The sequence below is a fragment of the Streptomyces sp. WELS2 genome, assembly GCF_013870595.1.
Taxonomy (GTDB): Bacteria; Actinomycetota; Actinomycetes; order Streptomycetales; family Streptomycetaceae; genus Streptomyces.
Genome location: NZ_JACBWZ010000001.1, coordinates 13,975 through 37,548, shown reverse-complemented (window position 1 = coordinate 37,548; position 23,574 = coordinate 13,975). Strand labels below are relative to the sequence as shown.

The following is a 23,574-nucleotide window of genomic DNA, read 5'->3' as shown; positions in this document are numbered from 1 at the left end:
ACGCCTACCGCACCTGGCGAAGCGGTGCTCCGGACTGCCTGTCGGGTGCGATACTGCTCGGTTGCTCGCTCGTTGATCACCGGACGAGTCCGAACGAATGAGGTGTGAGCGGCCGTGGCCATCGAGATCACCGAGGACTGCATCAATTGTGGTGCGTGCGAGCCGGAGTGCCCGAACGAGGCAATCTCGGAGGGTGACGAGGTCTACGTGATCAACCCCAACGCCTGTACGGAGTGCGTGGGGTTCTACGACCACCTCGCCTGCCAGGCGGTGTGCCCGGTGGAATGCTGTGTGCCCGATCCGAACAGGGTGGAGACCGAGGAGGTTCTGATCGATCGGGCCCTGAGCCTGCACCCCGACGACGAGGAACTCCGGCGCAAGGTGGAGGCCAACGACTACCCCAGCCACTTCCGGAAGTGAACCTGCCAGGCCGGCCGCCAAGGGAGGCGCGCCGGCCGATGAAGCCGTGAGGGGGAGGGGCTCAGAGCTTCGCGCCGGTCCCGCGAGCGTGCTGCTGGCGCACGAGTGCGGCGTGCATGCGCACCACGGCGGCATGGTCCGGTACGCGGTAGACGCGCGCGTCCCGGGCGTAGTTGTCGAGCATCTGCCGCCCGACCAGCAGCTTCTTCCCGGGGTCCTTCCCGCACGCGTTGAACAGTTCGCGGTAGCGGGCCTGGTAGTCCAGGCGGCTCTTGCGGCTGCTGCGGATCTGCGTGGCTGCCGCGGCTTGGCCGATACCTGCGACGCATGACGCCGCAAGGCCGGCGAACGTTGCTTGGAGCGCCTGGCGGCGCGTCGGTTCGTACATCACGTGCGGAAAGTAGCAGATCGAACATACACGGTCACCGGCTGAGTGGCGCGCGCGGTTGGCCCTGGCGCGGCGATGCCGCCCTACCCACCCCAGCGGGAAGCGGTACAGGTCAGGCCGGGGTGGCCTGCTTCGCGAGCGGGGGAGCGGGGAGCGGGGAGCACCGGCCTTTCTCCGCCGTGCGCGGCTGTTTCTAGTCGACTTCCGGGTGGGCGGGGGCGACTGCGTCGATGGGGCGGTGGTGCAGAGGGCGATGTCGATGGCCCCGGCCCGGCTGGTGCCGAAGCGGATCTCGATCGACTGCGGCAGGCGGACCCAGCCGGGCAGCACCGTCCGGTCGGGCTCGATCCTGCGCACCCCCGAGCCGGGCTCGTGGGACATCAGTGCGACTGCGAGTGCCCTTGCGGGTGAACTCGTCGGCATCCGCGTCTGTCCAGGTGGCGGGTCTGTTGGACTGCTGTCTGTCCAGTCCGGGTGATCACGCCCTGCCACCCTGCCCCACTCGAGTGCTCAGTCAGGGAGTCGGTCTTGAAGACTGCGTTCCGTGCGCTGTTTGCCGTGCCGTTGTCGGCGGGCACTGTGGCTGCTGTTCCCGCCGCGCCGTCGTCAGCCGCGCAGCCGGCTGGCGTCTCGTGTGCCCACGGTGTGTGCCGGGCGGAGTTCACCAAGACCGGGTGGACCGAGTTCACCGTGCCGCAGGGCGTGCACACCCTCACCGCGTATGCGTGGGATGCCGGTGGTGGTGGAGCAGGCGGTGCCACGGGGGCGGCGGCGGTGGTGGCGGGGGCACCGACGCGGCCTTGATCATCGCCAAGAACGTCCGGCACGGTGGTGGGGCGGCGGCGCCGGCGGTGCGGGCGGCACCGGTGCGGGCGGCTGCACGTTCGCCACGGGCCGCATCACGGTGGAACCGGGACAGAAGCTGAAGGTCTTCGTCGGAGAGGGCGGCGCGGGCACGTTGGGCGGCGCCGGCTCGCAGAAGCACCCCGGCAAGCCCGGCCCGGACGCCTACAACCCCGGCGACGGGCAGCCCGGCGGCGGTTCGAATGTCACCGCCCCCAGGATCGGCTGGCTGCTGGACGTCTCCGGCGGTTCCGGCGCCCACGCCGCCGGTGGCGGCCGGGGCGGCGAGGGCGGCTGCAACGGCGACACCGGGCCGAAGTGCGAGCGGTACCAGCAGACGCCGATCCCCACCCCCGACCCGCCGACCTATGGCCTGTGCGGCGGAGACGGTGGAATGTCCGGCCGAGGAGGCGCGGCCAGCAAGCCCAGTCCGGCAGGGAACTGTCAGATCGGCAAGACCGTCCGGGATGCCCGATGGGTGGTTTCGGACCCTGCCGAACAGGGCCATGGCGGAAGCCCGGGGGCACCTGGCGGCCAGGGCGGCTGGGGTGATTGGCCCGCGAACCCGGACGAGGTTGCTGCCACGGGCGGGCAGGACGGTGCCGGTGGCACCGGCGGGAAGGGCGGCATCGCCAAGGACACCACGGTCACTCCCCCGGGAGATGCCGGCCGGGGTGGCGACGGCGGCTCGGGAGGCCGTGGCGGCGACGGCGGAACCGGGGCACGCGGTGCGGCCTCGGAGTACCTGCCCGAGAACTACGGGAAGGACAGCCAGGGCGCACTGGTGGGCACCAACGGCCGGCCCGGCGCAGACGGGCTACGTTCCTGTTCACCTGGGGCGCCCGCACGTCCTGAGGAGTGCCCGGTGGACAGGGCCGTGTCCTTCACCTTGATCGCCGGTGGCGATGTCCTGATCCATCCTCCGCTGATCGAGCAGGCCGCCCGGGATGCCAGGGCGGCCGGTGGCCAGGGGCTCGACTTCCGGCCGATGCTGGCCGGGCTGAGGCCGGCGGTGTCCCGGGCCGATCTGGCGATCTGCCATCTCGAGACACCCCTCGCGCCGACCGGGGGACCGTTCACGGGCTTCCCGAGTTTCGCCGCCCCGCCGCAGATCGCCACAGCCTTGTCGGACGTGGGCTTCCACAGCTGCTCGACAGCGTCCAACCACGTGCTCGACCAGGGCGAGGCAGGTGTGCGCCGGACCCTGGAGGCCCTGGACGCGGCCGGCCTGCGGCACACCGGCTCGGCACGGAACCGGGCGGAGGCGGACCGGCCGAACATTATCGAGGTCAAAGGCGTCCCGGTCGCGCACCTGTCCTACAGCTACGGCTTCGGGGGCAGACTCCGGCCGGCGGACAAGCCGTGGCTGGCCAACGTGGTCGGTGAACGCGTCTTCGACGAGGCCCGCCGGGCTCGCCGCGCGGGTGCCGAAGTGGTGGTCCTCAGCATGCACTGGGGGCGGGAGCACGTGCATGAACCGAGCCCGCGCCAGCGCGCCTGGGCTCGGGAACTGACGGCCGGTTCGGCGGTTGATGTGATCCTCGGCCACCACGCCCACGCGGTCCAGCCGTTCGAGCGGGTCAACGGCACCTGGGTGGTCTACGGCCACGGCAATCTCCTTGCACGGCACCGTGTTCCACGAGGCACCACCGAGGAGGGCCTGCTGTCCTGGTTCCGGTTCGTGAGGGCCGACGGCTCCTGGCGGATCCGGCGCCTGGGCTTCATTCCCACGTTCATCGACCTGACCGGGCCCGTCCGCGTCGTCGCCCTGCCCGCCGCGCTGGCTGAGCCCGGCCTCCCGCCCGAGCGCCGGAGCCGCTACGAGCGGGCGTCCCACCGGACACGGACCGTCGCCCTATGCCGCGGCGCGGGGCCGACTGCTGAGTGCGGGAGAAGGTGTGCCATGCACCGGACGGCCTGGAACGCCGGGGACGCCGTTGCAGAAGCCACCCGCCTCCAAGCCGCCGCACCGCCGGAGCCACAGGACGACCAGGAGCCGGGCCGTGGCCGCGGCTGGTTCCGCCGGCGGATCTGACCGCACAAGCCCGCTGTGCGGCCGGCAACCGCCAAGCCGCACAGCGGGACCGGTCCCGAAGTCACCGCGCCACCGGCGGACGGACAGGCCCCCCCCGACGTCGACAGCCCACCCAAGGCCCTACAGGCCGTATGAGACGCAGCCGAGAAGAGACCGCACCCCAGGACCTGCCGGGCGATCTGTGGCACTCCCTGCCCCAACTCCAGCACACCCACCCCGCCCCCGTGGGCCACATCGGGCCGCTCGCCCGCCCGGTCGGATGGCTGTCCTTCGCCGCGGCCGCGGACACCGTCCTCGCGGCCCGCGTGCAGCTGTCCGGCACGGAGACGATGCACGAACCGAACAAGACGCTCCGTGCGATCACCGGGGGCATGCACGCCCACTTCACCGGCCCCGACGTTGCGCTGGAAGTCACGCTCGGCAGACAGCAGGAGCTCCCGATACACGCGGCATACACCGCCGGCCTTACCCGGCTCTTCCGCCACGCTGCGGGCACCATCGGTGCCCGCAGCGCGCCGGGAGGCGGCCGGTGCTTCCACTGCGACGGGACCGGGCGCGCCCGACCCTTGTGGTAGCCGGCTGCCGGACACGCGTGAGCAACACGCAAGAAGAACGCTCGCGCCCGGCGCCGTCCCGAGCGGTCTGTCCTGTGCCAACGAACATTGATCGTCTGCCATCGATGTTTTGGGCACCCTGTCAGACTGCCGGCCGGTGCGTGTGGTCGCGCCCGAGGGGAATTTGCAGACGCGACTATACGCCAGAAGGACTATTCGGCACGGACCTGCGCCGCCTGCATGCCCTTCTGGCCTCGTTCGGCGACGAAGGACACCCTCTGCCCCTCCTTGAGGGCCTTGAAGCCTTCGGCCTCGATAGCCCTGAAGTGGACGAACAGGTCGTCGCCCCCACCATCAGGGGTGATGAAGCCGAACCCCTTCTCGTCGTTGAACCACTTCACCGTGCCGGTCTGTCGGTTGTTCACGCTGCTGCCGATCTCTCTGCGGATGATGATCAACTCCAATCACACCACCCTCGCCACTCCGGCGTAGGTAAATCGGGCCATCGACCAGCGCAATCAACCTTCCCTACGTTCTTCACGGGTCCGGGCCAGCCCTGTCGAATTTTATCGTTACTGCGTTGATTGAGGTGGGGCTCAGAGAGGTCAGCACTCAGGCTGTCAACCGGTGTTGGCGACGGAGAGAGTCCGATCCTCCGCACGGGAGGGGACGCGAAGTGGCTCTTTGGAGTGACGAAGACCTGTCTGCGAGGTCGTAGTGTCGGACGGATGAGAGTGAGGGACGGCAGGTGGCCCGGGTGGGGTGCCGATGCCGGGCTGGTAGTACTGACGTTTGCGCCGGCGCTGCTGTCGCAGCCGTACGTGGACACCGCCGGGCCGGCCTGGGTATCGCTCATGGCGTACGAGGCGGTGGGCGTGGTGGTTGTGCTGTTGCGGCGGCGGCTGCCGGCCACCGCCTTCGTCGTGGGGTTAGGGGCTCTTCTGGCGGCGCTGGTGGGGAGTGCGGGCGAGGGGGCCAAGCTGTCACCCCTGGTCTTCCTGCCGCCGGCGGTGCTGCTCTACAACCTGGGCGACCGCGGCGTGAGCTGGCGGCGGACCGTGTCGGCGGTCCTCGGCGTCGCCGTGCTGGGCGTGGCCGGTCTGTGGCTGAACCGGATGACGACCGACTCCGGCGACTTCCAGGGCGGCCTGGACGTCCTCGCCGCGCTGGCCCCGATGCCGCTGGCCTGGGTGATGGGGTTTGCCGCGCGCACCCGGCAGGAACTGCTGGCCGCGGCCGAGCGGCGGGCGGCCGACGCGCGCCGGGTACAGGCCCTGGAGGCGGCACAGGCCACGCAACGCGAGCGGACAAGGATTGCGGGTGAGATGCACGACGTGGTCGCGCACTCGCTGACCCTGCTCGTCGTGCATGCGGAGACGCTGCGGGCCCGCGGCGGCGAGCTGCCCGACTGGGCCCGTGCCCAGATCGATGGCCTTGCGGCGGCGGGCCGGCAGAGCAGCGGCGAGCTGCGTGACTTGCTGCGGATGTTGCGCGACCCCGCGGACGCCGTCCCGCTCCAGCCCGTGCCGGACCTCGGCGAGCTGGACGCGTTGCTGGACAGCCACCGTGCCGCGGGGGAACGGTCGAGCTGACGACGGACGTCGCGCCGGAGTCCGTGCCGGGGCCGGTCCAGTTGGTGGTATACCGCGTCGTGCAGGAGGCACTGGTCAACGCTCGCCGGCACGCACCCGGAGCGCCCGTCCGGGTGACCGTCTGCGGCAAAGATGGCGGAGAGTTGCGGTGTGAGATCCTGAACGGCCGCGGCAGGCGGCAGGTCGCGGCCGGCGCGGGCATCGGGCTCGGCCTGGTCAGCATGGAGGAGCGGGTGGGCGCGCTGGACGGCGAACTCACCGCGGGTCCCACCGGTGACGGCGGCTTCCGTGTTACGGCGACGATGCCTTGGGAGCGTGCGGATGCCTGAGCAGATCAGCGTGCTCGTCGTGGACGACGAGCCGGTCATCCGTACAGGGCTGAGCGTGATCCTGGACAGCCAGGCGGGCATCACCGTGGCGGGCACCGCGAACGACGGTGAGGAAGCCGTCGAGGTGTGTGCGCGGCTGCGGCCGGATGTGCTGGTGATGGACATCCGGATGCCGCGCCGGGACGGCCTGTGGGCGCTGGGCGAGCTGGGCCGCCGGGGACTGCTCGGGCCGGGGCGCAGCCGGGCGCTCATGCTGACCACGTTCGACCTGGACGCCTACGTCGACGATGCGCTGACGGCCGGGGCCTCCGGCTTCCTGCTGAAGAACAGTTCGTACGAAGAGCTGGCTGCGGCCGTGCGTGCCGCGGCGGCCGGGCACAGCGCGCTGAGCCCCGAGGTGACCCAGCGGATCATCCAGGGCCATCTCAGAGGCCGGCGCCAGCCCAGCGATCATGACCTGGCCCGGCTGAGGGACCTCACCCAGCGGGAGGTCGACGTACTGCGTCTGATCCGGGATGGGCTGAGCAACGCCGAGATCGCCGACCGGCTCGTGGTGAGCCTGCACACGGTCAAGACGCACGTCAGCCGCGTGCTCACGAAAACCGGCTGCCAGAGCCGGGCACAGGCGGCGGTGCTGGCCAGGAACAGCCTGTCCTGAACCGCCCTCGGTCAGAGCGCGGGCCGGCGGGACGCCGTACCCCGCGAGGTCACTCCTTGGAGTGACCCCGCGCCGGTGGGAAGCCCGCCATCGAGCGATGTACCAGCGGCGCGCCGCTGACTGAATGGAAGGTGTGCGCGGGACCCGCCGAACGGCCGCTCATCAGGCGATCGTCCGGTCCCTCGACGCACGCAGCACATCGTCACGCGCCGAAGGGAACTGCCATGTCCGCACCCACACTGTCCCGCCGCCACCGAATCCGCCGCGGAGCGCTGACCATCGCCTTGACGACCTGCCTGGGCGCGGCGCTCGCGAACTGCTCGGACGAGGCCAAACCGGCCGCCGGGCAAAGCGCGGCGAGCCCGGTGGCCGACGCGCGGCTGGCCCGCCTCGCGCAGCAGGCGGCAGACACCGGCTCCCTGGGTGTCATCGTCCGGGTCGACTCCGGCGACGGGAAGCCCGTCGAGATCGCCAAGCAAGCCGCCTGGACCAAGGACGACCACCGCCTCGCCGCCGGCGATCAGTTCCGAGTCGGGTCCAACACCAAGCCGCTCACCGCGACCCTCGTCCTGCAACAGGTCGCCCAGCAGAAGATCAGCCTCGACGACACAGTCGAGAAGTGGCTGCCCGGCCTGGTCAAGGGCGGTGAGCACATCACCGTACGGATGCTGCTCAACCACACCGGCGGCCTGGGAGACTTCCTGCTGACGCCCCAGTTCCTGCCCTCGCTCACCGGTCAGGAGCAGCGCACGTGGAACCCGGGGGAACTTCTCGCCACCACTCCCGAACAGGACCCGCCGACCGAGCCGGGCGAGAAATACTCCTACAGCAACGCCAACTACGAGGCTCTCGGGCTGATCCTGGAGAAGGCCACCGGAAGCAGCCTGGCAGAGCTGATCGAGCAGAGGTTCACCAGGCCGCTCGGCATGAAGAACTCGTACCTGGCCACGGACGCGGCCTGGCCCGCCGGGAAACGCCACGCGACCGGCTACGAGCCGGACTCCAAGCGTCTGAAGGCCCTTCTTTCCGGGACCGTGGACCTGCCCGAGGGCGTCGGATTCGCCGGGCCCGAACGCCCCGGGGACAACATCGACACCGCCGCCATCGACCCGAGCTGGTCGTGGGCGGCAGGCGGTATGCTCTCCACCGCTCAGGACTGGCAGCGCTTCCTCACCGCGCTCATGTCCGGGCGGTTGCTGCCCGAGGCCCAGATGAAGCAGATGCGCACCACCGTGGACGCCCCCGAGGAGGGCGGAGCTTACGGTCTGGGCCTGATGAAGATGGACACGCCCTGCGGCACGGTCTGGGGTCACACCGGCGGCCTGCCCGGCTACTCCAGTGAGATCTACACCGACGCCACCGGCACCCGTAGCGTCGCGGTCTTCACCATCACGAACTTCGGCATCAAAGAAAAGAAGGCCGCCACCACGAACAAGGCCCTCGTCGACGCCGCGACCTGCCGAATGCTCGGCAAGCCCCAGCCCTCGGACAGCCCGACCGGTTGACGGCCGCGGACAATAGCCGCCTCCGCCTTCGCCGACCGCCTCGCTGCTGACCTGTACATGACGGCTGCCTTTACGTGCGTTCTGCACGAGAGGCCGGACGACCCGCATGCCGCGCCGCCTCCTGAGGCATCGGCACCAAAGACCGGCACTGGCGGAACAGCGGGTTCGTTCACATCGAGCGGATCTTGGTGGAAGAAGCCACCAAAAACTTCGAGCCGGACGCTCTCACTCGGCGGCCACCGTCGCCTGCCACGCACCCGGACGCATGCCTGTCGCCTTGCGGAAGAACACCGAGAAGTTGGATGCGTCGGGGAAACCGAGTACGTCGGCGCAGCGGGCGGCGGTGAGGCGGTCGTGTGCGAGGAGCCGTTTGGCCTCCAGGACGATCCGTTCGACGATGTACGCCTTCGCGGTGCGGCCGGTGGCCTGCTGCACCGCTCGTGAGAGGGTGCGGGGCGCGTATCCCAGCGTACGGGCGTAGTAGCCGGCGTCGTGGTGCTGCCGGAAGTGCGCTTCGACGCTGGAGCGGAACAACCGGAACACCTGAGGGGTGAGCCGTGCTTCGGTGTGCGGCGGGTGCAGCCGGGTGATGAGCGCGGAGAGCAGGATCTCGGGCAGCTCTGTCCGGGAGTCACTGGGTGGGGCGGAAGCTTCGAGGAGGAGATGGCTGCGCGCCGTGTCGACGAAGGGCCAGTCGGCGTCGGGGATGCTCCAGTGCGCGGCCGGGTCGGGGGAGGCGGCCAGTTCTCGGGTGACGTGGGTGACCGGCGCGGTCGGCACGAACAGCACGAGGTGTCCTGCCACGTCGGCGATGTCATCCCACCGGTGCACCGCGCCGGGCGGAATCCACACCGCGGACCGGTCTTCGAGCGGGTGGCGGTGGAAATCGACGGCGACTGAGCCGGGTCCGGCGTCGATGACGGCAAGGACGTGGAAGTCGGCGCGCTGCGTGCCGCCGTCGTTCAGCTCGCGAAGGCGGCCGAACGTCATCGTCTCGACCGAGGCGGCGGGGCGTCCCGCGGGCTGGTAGGTCATCTGCCGGATCACGCTCATGTGTCCAGTTTTCGCCATCGGGTGACCAGTCACACCAATGCCCCCGTCCGGGTGCAGAAGTTTCAATGAACGCACGGGGCAAATGACCCAGAGCATCGACCGGAAGAGCCATCATGGACACGACGCAGCAGACGCTACTGCCCACTTACGACCATCGGACGGGGACCGGACCGACTCTGGTGTTCCTGCACTACTGGGGTGGTTCCGCCCGCACCTGGGACCTCGTCGTCGACCGCCTGGCGGGCCGTGACGTGCTCACGGTCGACTTCCGCGGGTGGAGCCGGTCGAGCGCTCTGCCCGGTCCCTACACGCTCGGTCAGCTCGCCGACGACACGCTCGCCGTACTCGCGGACGCGGGGGTCACCGACTACGTCCTGGTGGGGCATTCGATGGGCGGCAAGGTCGCACAGCTGGTCGCGGCCACCCGGCCCGCCGGCCTGCGCGGCATGGTTCTCGTCGGTTCCGGCCCGGCGAAGCCCGCCGCAGAGGTCACTCCCGAGTACCGGGAAGCCCTGTCGCACGCCTACGACTCCGCCGAGTCCGTGGCCGGGGCACGGGATCACGTCCTCACCGCGACCGAGCTGTCCGAGCCGGTCAAGGCGCAGATCGTGACCGACTCGCGGACCGCCGCCGACGCCGCCCGCACCGAGTGGCCGCTGCACGGCATCGCGCAGGACATCACCGAACACACGCGCATGGTCAGCGTGCCCGTTCTCGTCGTCGCCGGAGAACACGACCAGGTGGAGCCCGTCGGCGTGCTCCGCGACAACCTGGTGCCCTACCTCTCCCACCCCGACTTCGTGGTGGTCCCCCACACCGGTCATCTGATCCCGCTGGAAGCCCCGGCCGATCTCGTCGACGCCATCACCGCATTCGCGCCGGCGGTCTGACCGTCCCCACGGTTGCCGGGCAGGCCGCGACTGTGGGAAGCCTGCTGTAACAGCGGAGCTCGCGCTGGGCAACTACCGGTGCCGGGCGATCCCGGAGGCGGCTGCCCGTGCGGCCGCCTCCGGCGCGCAGTGGATCGACACCGCCCCAACTACGCCACCGGCCAGGCGCAGCCCCTCATCGCCCTGGTCCTGACCGGCCGCCCGCACCTGCACATCGCCAGGAAGACCGGGTTCTTCGCCGCGGCCACCGGCACCGACGCCGTGAACGACGGGGTCCTCACCGGGTACCAGGCCGTAGCCGGGCACAGCCTCGCCCCGGACTTCATGCGCGGGCAGCTCGCTCGCAACCGCGAGCAGCACTGGGAGTCCCGCCGCCTGCGTCCGCCTGTTCGTCACCGCCGCCCAGCTCGTCACCACCGGCCGCCGCCGCATCCTCCGTATCGCCGGTCACTGGCGCCCACTCGATGCGACAGACGGGCACTGGGCCGGCCCAACATCAGACGCAGACCGTCATGAAAGGCCGAGGCCAGCGCTGAGTGCAGGCCCGCTTGGCGATGCGGCAGCAGAGGCCTATGTCCGAAAAACGATGGGCACCCTAGGCAGTGAGGGCGGCTCTGCCTACCTTGACCGGGTATGGACACCTTACGAAGAGCCCTCCTCCGGGGCATGGTCGGGGCACCCCTCGTCGCGGCGGCGGGGGAACTGCTCTCGTCGCCGGCCGCGTACGCCGCCGAGACCTCCCGCCGGCTTGACCCCGGTGACACCTGGCAGAGGTACTGGGCCGTCATCCAACGCCTGAACGACCGCGCGGCGCGGCAGGGTGACCGGGTCGGCCTCTGGCGGGTGTCGACCGACGAGATCGTACGGAGCAGCCCGCAACGCACTGGCACAAGGATCAGCCGGGTGCCCTATCCGGCCGGCCGCCCCTCCGACCCCCGGCGCGTCCCGCGTCTGAAGACCGGATTCCGCTGGGCGGACGATGACTTCCTCACCCGCAACTGGCGACCCCAGGGCATCACGAGCAACTACGACGCCCTGGGAGGATCCCCCGGTGCCACCGTGCTGCTGGTGTCCTGGGACGCCCACCCCGGTGCACGCGCGGAGGGCACGCGGATCAGCCTGGTGCACGTGCCGGCCTCCGGTCCGGTCCGGTACTGGCACGCCCTGCTGGCCGAACCGGAGATGCAGGGCCGGGACCCGGGGTTCCGCGCCGTCCATGTGCACGCGGGCGGTCTGGTCTGGTACGGCAAGTGGCTGTACGTCACCGACACCCGCGTCGGACTGCGGGTCTTCCACCTGGAGAACATGCTGCGGGTCCGGACCGCCGCACGGAACCAGGGCCGCTTCGGGTTCCAGGACGGCTACTACAGCGCCGAAGGGTACGCGTACGTCCTGCCCCAGGTGCTGACCTACCGCGACACGGCAGGCGGCTTCACCTACTCCCAGGTCGCGCTGGACCGCTCGCAGGCGACGCACCGCCTGGTGGTGAGCGAGTGGTCGCAGGACGGCCACCGGCCCAGGATCGCGCGGTGGCCGCTGAACCCGCGAACGGGTCTGCTGGCCAGGGGCACCTCGGGCGTCCCGATCGTCTACCCGGGACCCCGGTCGGTCCAGGGCGCGGTGAGTGTCGGGGGACGCTACTACCTGAACGTCGGCCACGGGGTGAGCGGCAACGGCGAGCTCCGGAGCTGGCGCCCGGCCGGCACCACCTGGGAACTCCCGCCCGGACCCGAGGACCTCAGCTACGACGCCCGCGGTGACGTGCTGTGGACCCTGGGCGAGTACGCGCCCGGGGACGACGACACCCACCCCGGTAAGTACCGCACCAGGTACGTGTACGCCCTGAGACGCTGAAGGCGCGGGGCGTCACGATCACACCCTGCGGAGGGTGCAGCCTCGGCCGGGGCTTCCGTCGGCCGAGGTGGTGCGCGCGTCACCTCCGCGCCGGTGCCGTAGCCGTCGTGGACGGTGTCGATCCAGCCTTCGGACGGCGTCTCGCGGTCATCACCGGGATCAGGGCGGGGAGCGTGAGCGCGGCGGAGGCCGAGATCACGCCTCCCAGGAGCAGGGTGGAGCGGACGCCCAGGACGTCCGACACCATGCCCACCAGCGGGGCGCCCACCGGAGTGCCGCCGAGGAGGACCAGGAAGTAGACGGACATGACGCGGCCCCGCAGGTGCTGGTCGGCATGGAGCTGTGTCAGCGCGTTGGCGGTCGTGGTCACGGTCACCGCGGCGAAACCGGTGGGCAGCAGGAGGGCCATGAACGTGCCGTAGCCCGGCATCAGACCCAGTGCTGTCTCCAGTGCCCCGAAGACGACCGTGGCGGTGGTCAGACGGCGTACCGTGGGTTGCCTGCCGCGACTCGCCCCGTAGAGCGCGCCGGCGAGGCTGCCCAGGGCGTACGCGGCGGAGAGCCAGCCGAAGGCGGCGGCGCCCGTGCGGAAGGCCGTGATCGACACCAGGGAGATGGTCACCTGGAAGTTGAGGCCGAAGGTGCCGACCAAGGCGATCAGGACCAGCGGCAGGAGCAGTCCGGGCGTGGAGGCGATGTGGCGGAAGGCGTCGCGCGGCCGGGTGCGGCCGGGGCGGGGCCGGCCACGCTCGTCCGGGGCGCCCGCGTCGTCCGTCCTGATGGTGATCAGGCCGTAGAGGACGGCCAGGTACGAGGCCGCGTTCACGAGGAATACCGGGCCCGTGCCGAAGACGGCGACCGCCAGGCCGGCGAGGGCGGGGCCGGCGGCGCGGGCCACGTTGAACTGCGCGGAGTTCAGGCTGACCGCGGTGGTCACGAGCTCGCGCGCGACCAGATCGGAGAGGTAGGCGCCCCGGGCGGGGCCGTCCACGGCGGTGGCGGTGCCCAGGGCGAAGGCCAGCGCGTAGACGGACGGCAGGTTCACCTCCCCGGTGATGGTCAGCAGTCCGAGCAGCAGCGACTGCGCCCCCATGGCCGTCTGGGTGAACAGCAGCAGCCGCCGCTTGGGGTACCGGTCGGCGAGGACGCCTCCGGTCAGGCCGAACAGCGTCTGGGGGAGGAACTGCAGTGCGGTCACGATGCCGACCGCGCCGCCGCTGTCGCCGGTGAGGCGGAGGACGAGCAGGTCCTGGGCGGCGCGCTGCATCCAGGTGCCGATGTTGGACGTCAGCTGTCCGAGCAGGTAGTGACGGAAGTTCCGGACGGTGAGTACGGCCTTCACCGGCACGCGGGGGCTCGCGCTCATGACAGTCGGCGGGCGTACGTGCCCGGGTCAGGCATCTCGGCTTCGTCGACGTGGTGGAAGGTCGGGTGGGGGTGCATGAGGAAGCCGTGGTGGGAGATGTTCCAGGCGTAGGCGCCGGCCATGGCGAAGGCGACCCGGTCGCCGACGCGCAGCCGTGCGACCCTGACCCGGCGTGCCAGGACGTCCTTGGGTGTGCACAGCTGTCCGACCAGCGTCACCGGCTCGTCGCGGACCTCCGGCCGGTCCCAGGGGCTCGGCCAGACATCGTCGGGGATCACCTCGAAGGGCTGGTCGTGCTGTTTCGCGCTCGGGGTGCGCAGATGGTGGGTGCCGCCGCGCAGCACGGCGAACGCCTGGCCGCGGCTGAACTTGATGTCAAGCACCTGGGTGACGTACCACCCACAGTAGGCGGTGACCGATCGACCGGGTTCGATCCGCAAGGTGAGACCGGGGTTGCGGGCCAGGGGCAGGCGTAGTCCGGCGCCGAACGCGGGCCAGTCGAACCTCTGGCGGGGGTGCGCGTAGTCGACGCCCATCCCCCCTCCGACGTTCACCTCGGACAGGCGCACGCCGCGACGGTGCGCCGCCCAGTCCCCGGCCCAGGCCAGGATCCCGTCGACGAGCGCCAGGTGGGCCGCGGCCGTGAGGCCGCTGGCCAGGTGGAAGTGGAGGCCGCGCAGCCGGATGCCGGGGGCGGGGGCGATCAGCTCCAGACAGCGGTCCAGCCGCGCGGGGTCCATGCCGAAGGGGCTGGGCCGGCCGCCCATGACCAGGCCGGCCCGGTCGAGATCGACAGGCAGGTCGACGGGGAGGTTGACGCGGAGGAGGACGTCGACCGTCCGGCCACCCAACAGGCTGGCGAGCAAACGCAGTTCGTGTTCGCTCTCGATGTGCAGGCGCTCCACTTTGGCGTCGAGCGCGTGGCCCAGTTCCGTCCGTGTCTTGCCGGGGCCCCCGAAGGCGACCGGCGTGTCGGGAAGGAGCGCACGGACATGGCTGAGCTCGCCGCCGGAGGCCACCTCGAAACCGTCGACGTGACGGGCCAGGGCCCCGAGGATCCGGGGGTCGGAGTTGGCCTTGGCCGCGTACAGCAGTCCGACACGGTCCGGCAGGGCGGCCCGGACGGCGTGGACGTGCTCGCGCAGGGCCGGGAGGTCGTAGAGGTACGCGGGCAGGTCGTCGTCGGTCAGCCGGACGACATGGTCCAGCAGGGCGGCCCTCACCGGATCGCCTCGCGGGGGAAGTCCGCGCCGAGGGGGCTGGTCAGGGGGACGTAGGTGGCGTGCCGGTCTGCCTTGCGGGACCAGCGCAGGAGCAGGTTGGCCTTCGCCGGCAGAGGTACTCCGGACAGCAGGGCGCGCAAGCGCGGCGGTTGGGCGGCGGTGCGGGCGTAGGCGTGGAGGTGGTCGCGGACCAGGCCCCAGAGGGCGGGTTCCAAGGTCGGGTCGAGGTCGGCCAGGGCGCCGAGCACTTCGGCCGCGTGGTTCACCAGGAGGCAGTACGCGACCCGGTTCCAGCCACGTTCCGGGTCGTAGGTGAGAGGACCGCGGACGTCCTCGGGCAGATCCGAGAGGGCGCGCTCGTGGTGCCCGGGCAGGAGCTTGGTGCCCTCCAGGTCGCGGAAGAACATCTGTGCCGGAGTGCCGTCCGCGTGCACGCCCACGACGACGTTTTGGAGGTGGGGTTCGAGTACGACGCCGTATTCGAAGTAGGCGGCCAGCACCGGTGGCAGCAGCAGCCGCAGGTACGCGTCCCACCAGGCCAGTACGTCCCCGTCACCGCGGGCAAGCAGACGGGACACGTGCGCCGCGCCGGAGGGGTACTCGTCCGCCACCGCGGCGGCGAGCAGGGGCGTCACCCCGGGACGCAGGTGGCGGCGCAGGCCGGAGCGGACGATGACTCCGAGGCCCTCCAGGAGGGCGGTGTCGCCGGCCGCGTCCAGTGTGCGGTAGCCGGGCTCGGCCAGGAGCGCGCACCCGGGGAAGCGACCGGCGAGTTCGTCGAAGACGGGCCGGAGCAGGCGATTCAGGGCGACGGCACCGGACAGCTCGTAACTGGCGTGCCTGCGGAGGCAGTTGGTGAGGCGCACGTTCAGGCTGAACTTCAGGAAGGTGTCGCTCTCAACGTCGTACAGCGTGCGCACCGACGCGGTCGGCACCAGTTCCGGTCCGCTCACCCCGGTGTCGGCCACATCGCCGCAAGCCATGGCCTCGCGCAGTGCCTGGGGCTCCCCGAGCAGCCGGAACTGCCAGGGGTGCACCGGCAGGACGGCGAATCCCGGGCCGGTCGCCGGGTGCAGCGCGTCCAGCTCGCGCAGCTCGCCCTCCTCCCGCACGAGGTGGCGGCGTACGGCCAGGTAGCGCAGGCGGAAGCGCGCGCCCGTCTCCGGGCCGTACGCCAGCCAGTCCGCCGGGTCGCCGGTGCGGGACTTGGGAGTGGGGTGGAAGCGGTGCCCGAACACCAGGGACTGCTCCGACGCCACGTACGGGTTTGTGTGCGGTGTCGCGCCCGCCCGCTCTGCGAGCGCGGTGCGGATCGTCTCCCGGCTGTCGGCGACCTGGGCGAGGAACTCCTCGTTGGCGACACCCGTACGCAGTTCCAGTTCGTGCCGGATGTAACCGGCCAGCTCTCGCCAGCTCACGGTCGTCCAGGCGTCGTCGTCAAGCCGCTGTACCGGGCCCTCGAAGCGGTGCGCTCCGATCAGCGAGACCCGGCGCAGCCGGGAACGCAGCAGGATCCCGTGGCGCGGCAGTCGGAGCAGGAGGTGGTCGCCGCCGACCGTCACCTGGTGTTCGGGGGCGGAAACCTCACGGATCAGGCAGTTGAGCAACGTGTGGGCAGTGACGGTGTCGGCTGTCGTGACGGGCGCGCTCGCGCCTGAGGGGGTGGTGCCGGGGGCAGTGCCGGTGGTCATACGGTCGCTCCAGGGGGACGGTGGTCGGTGTCGGAGTTCAACGGCACGACGCCAGGGGATTGCGGACGGGCGTCCACCGGGCCCTGCCCGGGTCCTCGGCCAGGCGCATGGTGATGGTCGCCTTCAGGGGCATGGTGTCGCCGAGGAATGCGGCCTCGTCCTCCTGCTCCGGCAGACCGGCGTACACCCGGCGGCCGGCCTCGGCCACCACGCCCCACAGCACTCGTGCATCGGCCCCCTGCGCCCGGCTGAGCACGTCGACCAGCTCGCCGAAGACCCCGCTGATCAGACCGCCGAACAGTTTGGTGCGCAGCGCCTCCATGTCGTCGCCCGCGCGGGTGCCGAGCAGGGCAGGCGGGGTGAAGCCGCAGCGAGCAAGACGGCGCGGGCTGACCCGTACGCCGTCCAGGTCCCGGTACAGCACCGGCACCGGCCGCCCGTCCCGCAGGACGACGAGGGTGTTCTGACCGTGTGCCTCCAGTGCCACGCCCATGGACAGCAGTGTCAGAGCGGGCGGCAGGACCAGTCCGGCGAAGTCCGACAGCCAGCGCACCGGGTCCCCCGCCACCACGGCGGCTCCGGTCGCGTGGACGGCGGTGAGCGGAACCGCGATCTCCCCGGCGTCGAGGCAGCACTCGGTCGACTCCCGGACCATCACCGCGAGGCTCGCCGACGGCTGCCCGTCGACGCACACCGCGCCACCGCCCAGTTCCCGCAGAACGCGCAGGCTTCCGCCGTACCCGGCCTTGTCGACGACGGCCGAGACGAGGTCGGACAGCGGGGGCCCGTCCGCGACCTCAGCCGGGGAGATGGTGCGACGGTAGTTGGTGACCTGAACGTCGAGGGCGGTCTTGATGTGGCAGCCCGGCAGGGCGCCCAAGGGCACCAGGGTGCGCATCGACAGCAGCGGCCGGGCCGGGATCGTCTCCTCCATGACGGCCAGGTCGGGGTGGTGCACGAGCACATGGTCCCGCTGCCACGGATGCAGCGGCATCAGGACCGCGTCGCCGTCCCGCAGGTGCCGCGGCCAGGTCCCGGCCCCCCACCAGCGGTCGGACGGGACGCGGAGCAGCGCCAGCCGGACGACCGGGTGGTGCTCGGGTGCGTAGGCGAGCACGTCGGCGATCGACATGCCGGTGCGCGTCCGGCAGCAGGGGTGCTGAGGATGGCCGTCGACGACCGCCTGCTCGGCATCCGCCGAGTCCTCCGGCACGCCCCTTCCTCCGGCGTTCGCGGCCCGGGCCAAGGCCAGGTTGACGACGCTGTTGTCCAGCTCGGCCGCCAGCCGCTCCGCGGCGGAGGTACGCAGGTCCAGCTGGGCCAGCAACTCCACCGGCCCGCTGATCGGCCCGTCCGGCCCGGACACGGCGAAGTCGTCGGGCACCTCGGCGAACGGCCGGGCGCTGGACTCGACCGCCGAGAGTGTGCCGCCACGTCGCAGCTCCACCACCAGGGCGCCGGCGTCCCGGCGGCGTCCGAGGACACCGGGCACGGGTTCTCGCGCGAAGGCCCCCCACAGCCGGCCCAGCACGGTGGCGCGCGCTCCAGGGAGCGCGGCCGGCCGTGAAGGGCTCCACCAGGTCCGGGCGCGCGAGGCGTAGTTCATCAAGGGGCATGGGACATCCCAGGTGCTCGTGGGGGTACGTGCCGCACGGTGCCCCGGTGGCACCGGCCGTGCGACCGACGCTACGGGAAGACGATCAAGCGAATTGCCAGAGCACATACAGCGGGAATCCCGGGATTACTGCGATGCTGCCGTTTTCCTCCCCGTCCCCCGGCCGATTCCGCCGGCAGCGATTTCCTCGTACGCGGTCCGCCCGTATATCGGTTTCCCGCTGTCGCCTGGGTGCCCGCGCCCGCGGCGCTCGCAGCCTTAACTCCCCGCTTACTCCTCGCTGTCCATGTCCTGGATGTCGTCGTCGCGGCACTCTCCCGCGGTTACGCCGAGTGTGCGGGATCACCGACTCGGGGGAGATTCCGGCGTTTGCTCCACACCCCCCGGTAAAGATCTGTGAGCCTTCCGGCATGCGTGTCTTGCTGATCGAGGACGACGACCGGGTGGCCCTGCCGCTGATGGAGGGACTGCGCCGTTTCGGATTCACCGTCGAACACGCCAGAACGGGGGCCGACGGCCTTGCCGTGCCGGAGGCGGCGATGGTGCTGCTGGACCTGGGGCTGCCCGATATGGACGGCCTCGACGTCTGCAGTGCCATCCGGTCCCGCTCGTCCGTGCCGATCATCATGATCACCGCACGGGACGACGAGGTGGACCGGGTGCTCGGTCTGGAGCTGGGCGCGGACGACTACGTCTCCAAGCCCTTCGGCGTACGGGAACTCGTCGCCCGGATCCGTGCCGTCGCCCGCCGCGCTCGTCCGGCGGGCGCGGACACCCGCCGTACGGAACCGGATCCCTCGGACGACCCGGCACCGACCAGGACGCCCGACATCCAGCGGATCGGCCCGCTGACCATCGACCGCCGCACCCGGCAGGTACGTCTGCACCAGGCACCCGTCGCCCTGGCACCCAAGGAGTTCGATCTGCTCGTCTGCCTCGCGGAGGACCCCGGAGCGGTCTGCTCCCGCCGGCAGATCCTCGACACGGCGTGGGAACCGAACTTCTTCGGCCCCACCAAGACCCTGGACGTCCACATCGCCGCGCTGCGCCGCAAACTCGGCGACTCCGCCTGGATCGAGAACATCCGCGGAGTCGGCTTCCGCCTGGTCCCACCGGCACACGCCGACACCACGTCCGCCGCAGTGCCGACGCGCGGGGGAACACCCCGGTGACTCGGCGCCTGCTGCTCAGCCATCTCAGCCTCATGCTGTTCGTCCTGCTCGCACTGGAAGTGCCCTTCGGCGTCTTCTACGCCCGCAGCGAGCTGTCCCGCTTCTCCCATGCGGCGCAGCAGGGGGCGATGACGCTCGCGGAGGTCTGCGAGGACAAGATGGAGCATGGGCTGACGGCCGACCTGCCCGAACTCGCCCGCGCATACGGGCGGCGAACAGGCAGCCGGGTACTCGTCGCCGACCGTCGGGGCATCGTCCTCACCGACACCGCCGCCCGGACCCTGCCCGGCAAGGACCTGTCCGCAGAGCCGGGCGTCTTCGCCGCGCTGCGCGGCCGTCCCGCCGTCGGCACCCGCAGCGACCCGTCCACGGGCGGCGACATCCTCTTCGTCACCGTGCCGGGCGGCTACGCCGCCGCCGTCGCCTGCGTCGTGCGGACCACCTATCTCCTCGGACCGATCACGGCGAAAGTCCACGCCACCTGGCTGGTCCTCGCGGCTGCCGGGCTCGGCGTCCTGGCCGCCGTCTCCGTGATCGGCTTCGCTCTCGCCCGCTCCGTCACCCGTCCGCTCCAGACCCTCGAACGCGCCACCGCACAACTCGCCGAAGGCCGGATCACCGATCCACCGGCCGCCGACCAGGGGCCTCCGGAGCTGCGCCGCCTCGCCGCGTCGTTCACGAGAACCGCGACCCGGCTCCAGCACCTGCTGCAGGCTCAGCAGGCCTTCGCCTCCGAGGCGTCACACCAGCTGAAGACTCCGCTGACGGCCCTGCGCCTGCGCCTGGAAAACTTCGAACCGCACCTCGACCCCTGCGCCCACAACAGCCTGGACCAGGCACTCGGGGAACTGGAGCGGCTCAGTCGTATGGTGCAGGGGCTGCTCGCGCTCGCCCGGCTGGAGAACTCCGCGATCAGGCCGGAGACAGTCGATCTCCCCGCCGTCGTGGCCGATCGCGCGGCGATCTGGGCGGCCTTCGCCGACGAACAAGACGTCGACCTCATTGTCTCCGGGGCCGCGGCCGTCAGGGTGTGGGCGGTGCCCGGCGCCCTGGAGCAGATCATCGACAACCTGCTCTCCAACGCACTGCGTGTGTCCCCGCCGGGATCCGCCATCGCGCTGGCGACCGTCGTTCCCAAGGAAGACAGCCGCACCCCGCCCATGGCCGAGCTGCATGTGACTGACCAGGGGCCCGGCATGAACGAGGCCGAACGGCAGCGCGCCTTCGACCGCTTCTGGCGAGCCGCCGACGCCGACCACGACGGCACGGGCCTCGGCCTGCCGATGGTCCGGCACCTCACCCGCGCCGGCGGTGGCGAGGTCACCCTGGAGGCGGCTCCCGGCGGTGGACTCGATGCCGTCGTCCACCTCCAGCGGGCGGCAAGCCGCACGCACCGGGGCCACCCGGGCACCTGCGCGGACGTGGTCCCCGCAGGTCTTCCCAAGCCCGCGAGGTGACACGGCGTCCGGCGGGGTGTCGTCCTGCCCGGCCTGCGCAGCACGCGGGCTCGGGCGGCACGAGGAGCGCAGCGGTTCGGGCATCAGGTCCCGGATACCGTCGTGCCGGGCGAGGAACAGGGGTCGGCTTCCCATGCGTGATTTTAGACCGCTCGTCCCGAACACCGCGGGGCGTGTCCTACGGCGCGGGACGCGACCAGCGCGTCGACCACGTGATGTACGAGATCAGCGACCGGCAGGTCCGCGTCAGCGTCATCCACCTCGGTCGCCTGCGCTGATCCCCCACTTTCCTTCCGGTGCGCCCGGCCCTCCGGCCGGGCGCACCCGTGTTCTCCGCTCGTGGATCTGTGTTCGTGGAGGAGTACGTGAATTCCCCGTTCCCGCACCATCAAGCCGACGTCACTCGCAAAAATGCCCAAGCCTGAGCCTTCTGCAACACCCTTTAGTAGGGTGATGGTCCTGACCCGCCCCACCGGGAGCAGAGGGCGAACGCGCGCCGCCGCGGGAGTATGGACATGCTGATCAACACTGGTTTATGCACTGAGGACGTGGCCCCAGTGGACCGGTTCGACTACTGGCGTGAGCACATGTCCAAGAGCTATGTGCCCGCACAGATTCTCAGCGACCACGCGGCTGAATTCCCCGCGTCACAGCGACTCCTGCACCTCGGCGCTGTGCGCCTGTGGAAGACCGAGCACCCCCAGATGACACTGCGGCGCACCCCGAAACTGATCGGGCGCTCCGACCCCGAGATGTATCACCTGTCCCTCGCCCTCCGCGGGACCATGACGTTGACCCAGGGCGACCGCGAAGCGGCCTACGGCGCGTACGACCTCACCCTCCTCGACACCTCACGCCCCTACCTCTTGGAAGCGCGCACCGGATACGCCCAGGACCGTGTCCTGGGCACGGGCGTCTTTATCCCACGACACCTGCTGCCCCTGCCGGCGAAGAGCACCGACCAGCTCATCAACTGCCGGATGTCCGGGCATGACGGGTTCGGAGGCCTACTGGCTCACTTCCTCAGCCGGATCTGGGCAGACACCGGCGCTTACCAGCCTGCCGACGGGCCACGGCTGGGCACCGTCGCCATCGACCTGCTCTCCGCACTGCTCGCCCACACCCTCGATGCCGGCAACACACTCGAACCGGAGACCCACCGCTGCACCCTGCTCCTCCGTATCAAGGCGTTCATCCACCAGCACCTGCCCGACCCCCGCCTCAGCCCCCGAACGGTCGCCGCCGCCCACCACATCTCCCTCAGCTATCTCCACCGCCTCTTCCAGCACGAAGAGACGACCGTCGCCGCCTGGATCCGTCTGCAACGCCTGGAACGGGCTCGTCACGACCTCGCCAACACCGCACTGCGCCACACACCCATCCACGCCATCGCTGCCCGCTGGGGCTTTCCTCGCGCGGCCGACTTCACCCGTGCCTTCCGCACCATCTACGGCATGCCACCCAGCGACTACCGTAACGAGGCCTGCGCCCTCACCGAGTAGACGCATCGCCAAGCGGGTGTGGACTCCCCGCTAACGACGCATGGGTCTTGGCTCCATACGGTCTTGTATGTGCGGTGGCGCAGTCACGTGCGCATGCGCCGCCACAATCCAACGGGAGGAAAATTCATGACAAGCACCAGGCTGGCAGCGCTCGCCGCCACCGTGGGAGTCGCCGCGTCGCTCCTGTCCGCCGTCCCGGCGGCCGCGGCGCCCTCGGGGCCGGTGATCTGCGACCCGGGCAGCATGGCACTCAAGTGGAGCTCCGTCTCCAAGAAGTGGGTCGTCACGCACGCGCAAATTGTCGAGAACTTCACTGGCGGACCGGTGACCAAGAAGGTCTCGGCCAAGAAGGTGAACACTGTGCGCTCGCAGGTCGAGAAACAGGGCGGCGGCAGCATCGGGGCCGACTTCGCGATCGTCAAGCTGGGCGTCGAGGTGAAGGTGCACCTGCAGAAGAACAAGAGCGTCACCAACCAGAGTTCCGAGAGCATCAAGTACAAGCTCACCCGGAAGGGCGCCTACGTCCTGTACTCGGGGACGAAGAAGGTGAGCGGCTACTACACGGCCTACCGTTGCGACGGCGGCACCAAGTGGATCAAGACCGGACAGTACGGCAAGGCACAGAGCTGGACGGTGCCCGTGGAGGGTGGCGTCCGCTGCAAGACGCGGGTGCCCAAGAACTCCCTGGCTCACAAGGCCAAGAGCTACTGTCGCTGATCCGCACGCACCGGCCCGTTCCCTGATGACCACTGGGACGCGGACCGCCACAGGGCCTTGGGTGGGACATGAGGGCTTTGGGAGACGTGACGACGCCCTCCTCCTCCGAGCCAATCCCGGTGCCGGTCCGGGTGCTGCCGTCCGGCGGCCAGGAGGTCGTCGCGCACCTGTGGTCCCGGCGGCAGGCCCGCGACAGCTGGAGGTACGAGGTCGGGCTCCCGGCCTATCGCAACGGCCCCGGCGACACGGTGGAGCCTGCCGAGTACCGGGTCTGGGGGCGCGCCCCCGAGCACGTGCGGCCCGTGAACGGCGTCTCGTACGACGCCGTGCCCACCGAGTACCTGGAGCAGCCCTCGCCCGTCCAGAAGGCGCTGGGGACGCGGCGGCCGTCCGGCTGGGTGCTGGCGAAGGTCGGCGGCCGCGGTCCCGGCCGGGCGGTGTCGTGCACGCCGTCGACTGCGAGGAGGCGCCGGCCGGGGCGCCGGTGCTGCCTCTGGAGCGGGCGCTGAACGCAGCCGAGCAACCAGGGGTGCGGCTGTGCTCGCTGTGCGGCGCGGCGACCGAACTCGATCCGGTCCTCAAGGGCTTCGACCACGGCTTCGACGGCGAGGACTAGTACTGCAACGGTGCTTGCCGTGACTGATGGCCAGGTCGGTCGTTGGTGTGGTCATGGGTGGGGATCTTGCTGATGTCAGGCTGTGGGCCGGTGA

21 protein-coding genes and 1 pseudogene are annotated in these 23,574 nt (G+C 70.8%); 15 read left to right on the top strand and 7 right to left on the bottom strand.

Features of this window, described 5'->3' with window-relative positions; all coding sequences use genetic code 11:
- Window positions 1-114: 114 nt before the first annotated feature.
- The gene (locus H5J33_RS00175) at window positions 115-420 is read left to right on the top strand and encodes a YfhL family 4Fe-4S dicluster ferredoxin (protein ID WP_181792659.1); all 306 of its coding nucleotides are present in this window, start codon (window positions 115-117) and stop codon (window positions 418-420) included.
- Between the two features lie 61 nt (window positions 421-481).
- Here the strand turns inward: H5J33_RS00175 and H5J33_RS00170 are convergent, their stop codons facing one another.
- On the bottom strand, window positions 482-1,189 hold the full coding sequence (locus tag H5J33_RS00170) for a hypothetical protein (protein ID WP_181792676.1): 708 nt from the start codon (window positions 1,187-1,189) through the stop codon (window positions 482-484).
- 523 nt (window positions 1,190-1,712) lie between these two features.
- On the opposite strand from H5J33_RS00170, the gene H5J33_RS36685 reads away from it, so the two are divergent.
- A complete protein-coding gene (locus tag H5J33_RS36685) occupies window positions 1,713-3,686 on the top strand; it encodes a CapA family protein (RefSeq protein WP_181792658.1) in 1,974 nt (657 codons plus the stop codon).
- A 131-nt stretch (window positions 3,687-3,817) separates the two neighbouring features.
- Window positions 3,818-4,261 carry a hypothetical protein gene (locus H5J33_RS00160; protein WP_181792657.1) on the top strand — a complete coding sequence of 148 codons (444 nt, stop codon included), beginning with the start codon at window positions 3,818-3,820 and terminating at the stop codon, window positions 4,259-4,261.
- Window positions 4,262-4,452: 191 nt separating this feature from the next.
- Here the strand turns inward: H5J33_RS00160 and H5J33_RS00155 are convergent, their stop codons facing one another.
- The gene (locus H5J33_RS00155; RefSeq protein ID WP_181792672.1) at window positions 4,453-4,665 is read right to left on the bottom strand and encodes a cold-shock protein; all 213 of its coding nucleotides are present in this window, start codon (window positions 4,663-4,665) and stop codon (window positions 4,453-4,455) included.
- Window positions 4,666-5,094: 429 nt separating this feature from the next.
- Here H5J33_RS00155 and H5J33_RS36955 point away from each other — a divergent pair, with 429 nt between their 5' ends.
- From H5J33_RS36955 to H5J33_RS00140, 4 genes are all read left to right on the top strand, one after another.
- The gene (locus H5J33_RS36955) at window positions 5,095-5,832 is read left to right on the top strand and encodes a sensor histidine kinase (RefSeq protein ID WP_258564756.1); all 738 of its coding nucleotides are present in this window, start codon (window positions 5,095-5,097) and stop codon (window positions 5,830-5,832) included.
- 23 nt (window positions 5,833-5,855) lie between these two features.
- A complete protein-coding gene (locus H5J33_RS38550) occupies window positions 5,856-6,161 on the top strand; it encodes a sensor histidine kinase (protein WP_399552731.1) in 306 nt (101 codons plus the stop codon).
- Window positions 6,154-6,819 carry a response regulator transcription factor gene (locus H5J33_RS00145; RefSeq protein WP_181792656.1) on the top strand — a complete coding sequence of 222 codons (666 nt, stop codon included), beginning with the start codon at window positions 6,154-6,156 and terminating at the stop codon, window positions 6,817-6,819. Before H5J33_RS38550 ends, H5J33_RS00145 begins: the two co-directional genes overlap by 8 nt.
- Window positions 6,820-7,043: 224 nt before the next feature.
- The gene (locus H5J33_RS00140; RefSeq protein WP_181792655.1) at window positions 7,044-8,324 is read left to right on the top strand and encodes a serine hydrolase; all 1,281 of its coding nucleotides are present in this window, start codon (window positions 7,044-7,046) and stop codon (window positions 8,322-8,324) included.
- Window positions 8,325-8,549: 225 nt separating this feature from the next.
- Here H5J33_RS00140 and H5J33_RS00135 read toward each other — a convergent pair whose 3' ends face one another.
- A complete protein-coding gene (locus tag H5J33_RS00135) occupies window positions 8,550-9,377 on the bottom strand; it encodes an AraC family transcriptional regulator (RefSeq protein ID WP_181792654.1) in 828 nt (275 codons plus the stop codon).
- 113 nt (window positions 9,378-9,490) lie between these two features.
- On the opposite strand from H5J33_RS00135, the gene H5J33_RS00130 reads away from it, so the two are divergent.
- The 3 genes from H5J33_RS00130 (at window position 9,491) to H5J33_RS00120 (ending at window position 12,121) form a co-directional block, all read left to right on the top strand.
- Entirely contained in the window at window positions 9,491-10,267 is a 777-nt protein-coding gene (locus tag H5J33_RS00130; RefSeq protein ID WP_181792653.1) for an alpha/beta fold hydrolase, read from the top strand.
- Between the two features lie 129 nt (window positions 10,268-10,396).
- A complete protein-coding gene (locus H5J33_RS00125; RefSeq protein WP_181792675.1) occupies window positions 10,397-10,783 on the top strand; it encodes a hypothetical protein in 387 nt (128 codons plus the stop codon).
- 150 nt (window positions 10,784-10,933) lie between these two features.
- Window positions 10,934-12,121, top strand: coding sequence for a hypothetical protein (locus H5J33_RS00120; RefSeq protein WP_181792674.1), 1,188 nt, complete (start codon window positions 10,934-10,936; stop codon window positions 12,119-12,121).
- A gap of 79 nt (window positions 12,122-12,200) precedes the next feature.
- On the opposite strand, the gene H5J33_RS00115 is transcribed toward H5J33_RS00120, so the two are convergent.
- The 4 genes from H5J33_RS00115 to H5J33_RS00100 are packed head-to-tail and all read right to left on the bottom strand — an operon-like array spanning window position 12,201 to window position 18,007.
- Window positions 12,201-13,487, bottom strand: coding sequence for an MFS transporter (locus tag H5J33_RS00115; protein ID WP_220211783.1), 1,287 nt, complete (start codon window positions 13,485-13,487; stop codon window positions 12,201-12,203).
- Window positions 13,484-14,710 (bottom strand): type III PLP-dependent enzyme, encoded by a 1,227-nt coding sequence (locus tag H5J33_RS00110; RefSeq protein ID WP_181792652.1) that lies wholly within the window; start codon window positions 14,708-14,710, stop codon window positions 13,484-13,486. The genes H5J33_RS00115 and H5J33_RS00110 overlap by 4 nt, the downstream gene beginning before the upstream one ends.
- Window positions 14,707-16,401 carry an IucA/IucC family siderophore biosynthesis protein gene (locus tag H5J33_RS00105; protein WP_181792651.1) on the bottom strand — a complete coding sequence of 565 codons (1,695 nt, stop codon included), beginning with the start codon at window positions 16,399-16,401 and terminating at the stop codon, window positions 14,707-14,709. The genes H5J33_RS00110 and H5J33_RS00105 overlap by 4 nt, the downstream gene beginning before the upstream one ends.
- 37 nt (window positions 16,402-16,438) lie before the next feature.
- On the bottom strand, window positions 16,439-18,007 hold the full coding sequence (locus H5J33_RS00100) for an IucA/IucC family siderophore biosynthesis protein (protein ID WP_258564754.1): 1,569 nt from the start codon (window positions 18,005-18,007) through the stop codon (window positions 16,439-16,441).
- A 419-nt stretch (window positions 18,008-18,426) separates the two neighbouring features.
- Between H5J33_RS00100 and H5J33_RS00095 the strand changes: the two genes are divergently transcribed.
- From H5J33_RS00095 to H5J33_RS00075, 5 genes and pseudogenes are all read left to right on the top strand, one after another.
- Entirely contained in the window at window positions 18,427-19,188 is a 762-nt protein-coding gene (locus H5J33_RS00095) for a response regulator transcription factor (protein WP_181792650.1), read from the top strand.
- A complete protein-coding gene (locus H5J33_RS00090) occupies window positions 19,185-20,645 on the top strand; it encodes a HAMP domain-containing sensor histidine kinase (protein WP_181792649.1) in 1,461 nt (486 codons plus the stop codon). Before H5J33_RS00095 ends, H5J33_RS00090 begins: the two co-directional genes overlap by 4 nt.
- A 515-nt stretch (window positions 20,646-21,160) precedes the next feature.
- Window positions 21,161-22,147, top strand: a complete 987-nt coding sequence (locus tag H5J33_RS00085; protein ID WP_181792648.1) for a helix-turn-helix domain-containing protein — start codon at window positions 21,161-21,163, stop codon at window positions 22,145-22,147.
- A gap of 126 nt (window positions 22,148-22,273) precedes the next feature.
- On the top strand, window positions 22,274-22,864 hold the full coding sequence (locus H5J33_RS00080; RefSeq protein ID WP_181792647.1) for a hypothetical protein: 591 nt from the start codon (window positions 22,274-22,276) through the stop codon (window positions 22,862-22,864).
- A 68-nt stretch (window positions 22,865-22,932) separates the two neighbouring features.
- A pseudogene (locus H5J33_RS00075) lies at window positions 22,933-23,480 on the top strand (DUF6233 domain-containing protein).
- The last annotated feature ends 94 nt before the right edge of the window (window positions 23,481-23,574 follow it).

What these genes read in the sequence shown, in the direction of transcription:
- H5J33_RS00085 (WP_181792648.1), top strand. Translation starts at nt 21,161, where the DNA reads ATGCTGATCAACACTGGTTTATGCACTGAGGACGTGGCCCCAGTGGAC.
- H5J33_RS00100 (WP_258564754.1), bottom strand. Translation starts at nt 18,007, where the DNA reads ATGAACTACGCCTCGCGCGCCCGGACCTGGTGGAGCCCTTCACGGCCG.
- H5J33_RS00140 (WP_181792655.1), top strand. Translation starts at nt 7,044, where the DNA reads ATGTCCGCACCCACACTGTCCCGCCGCCACCGAATCCGCCGCGGAGCG.
- H5J33_RS00080 (WP_181792647.1), top strand. Translation starts at nt 22,274, where the DNA reads ATGACAAGCACCAGGCTGGCAGCGCTCGCCGCCACCGTGGGAGTCGCC.
- H5J33_RS00095 (WP_181792650.1), top strand. Translation starts at nt 18,427, where the DNA reads ATGCGTGTCTTGCTGATCGAGGACGACGACCGGGTGGCCCTGCCGCTG.
- H5J33_RS00120 (WP_181792674.1), top strand. Translation starts at nt 10,934, where the DNA reads ATGGTCGGGGCACCCCTCGTCGCGGCGGCGGGGGAACTGCTCTCGTCG.
- H5J33_RS00170 (WP_181792676.1), bottom strand. Translation starts at nt 1,189, where the DNA reads ATGTCCCACGAGCCCGGCTCGGGGGTGCGCAGGATCGAGCCCGACCGG.
- H5J33_RS00135 (WP_181792654.1), bottom strand. Translation starts at nt 9,377, where the DNA reads ATGAGCGTGATCCGGCAGATGACCTACCAGCCCGCGGGACGCCCCGCC.
- H5J33_RS36955 (WP_258564756.1), top strand. Translation starts at nt 5,095, where the DNA reads ATGGCGTACGAGGCGGTGGGCGTGGTGGTTGTGCTGTTGCGGCGGCGG.
- H5J33_RS00130 (WP_181792653.1), top strand. Translation starts at nt 9,491, where the DNA reads ATGGACACGACGCAGCAGACGCTACTGCCCACTTACGACCATCGGACG.
- H5J33_RS00105 (WP_181792651.1), bottom strand. Translation starts at nt 16,401, where the DNA reads ATGACCACCGGCACTGCCCCCGGCACCACCCCCTCAGGCGCGAGCGCG.
- H5J33_RS00115 (WP_220211783.1), bottom strand. Translation starts at nt 13,487, where the DNA reads ATGAGCGCGAGCCCCCGCGTGCCGGTGAAGGCCGTACTCACCGTCCGG.
- H5J33_RS00160 (WP_181792657.1), top strand. Translation starts at nt 3,818, where the DNA reads ATGAGACGCAGCCGAGAAGAGACCGCACCCCAGGACCTGCCGGGCGAT.
- H5J33_RS00145 (WP_181792656.1), top strand. Translation starts at nt 6,154, where the DNA reads ATGCCTGAGCAGATCAGCGTGCTCGTCGTGGACGACGAGCCGGTCATC.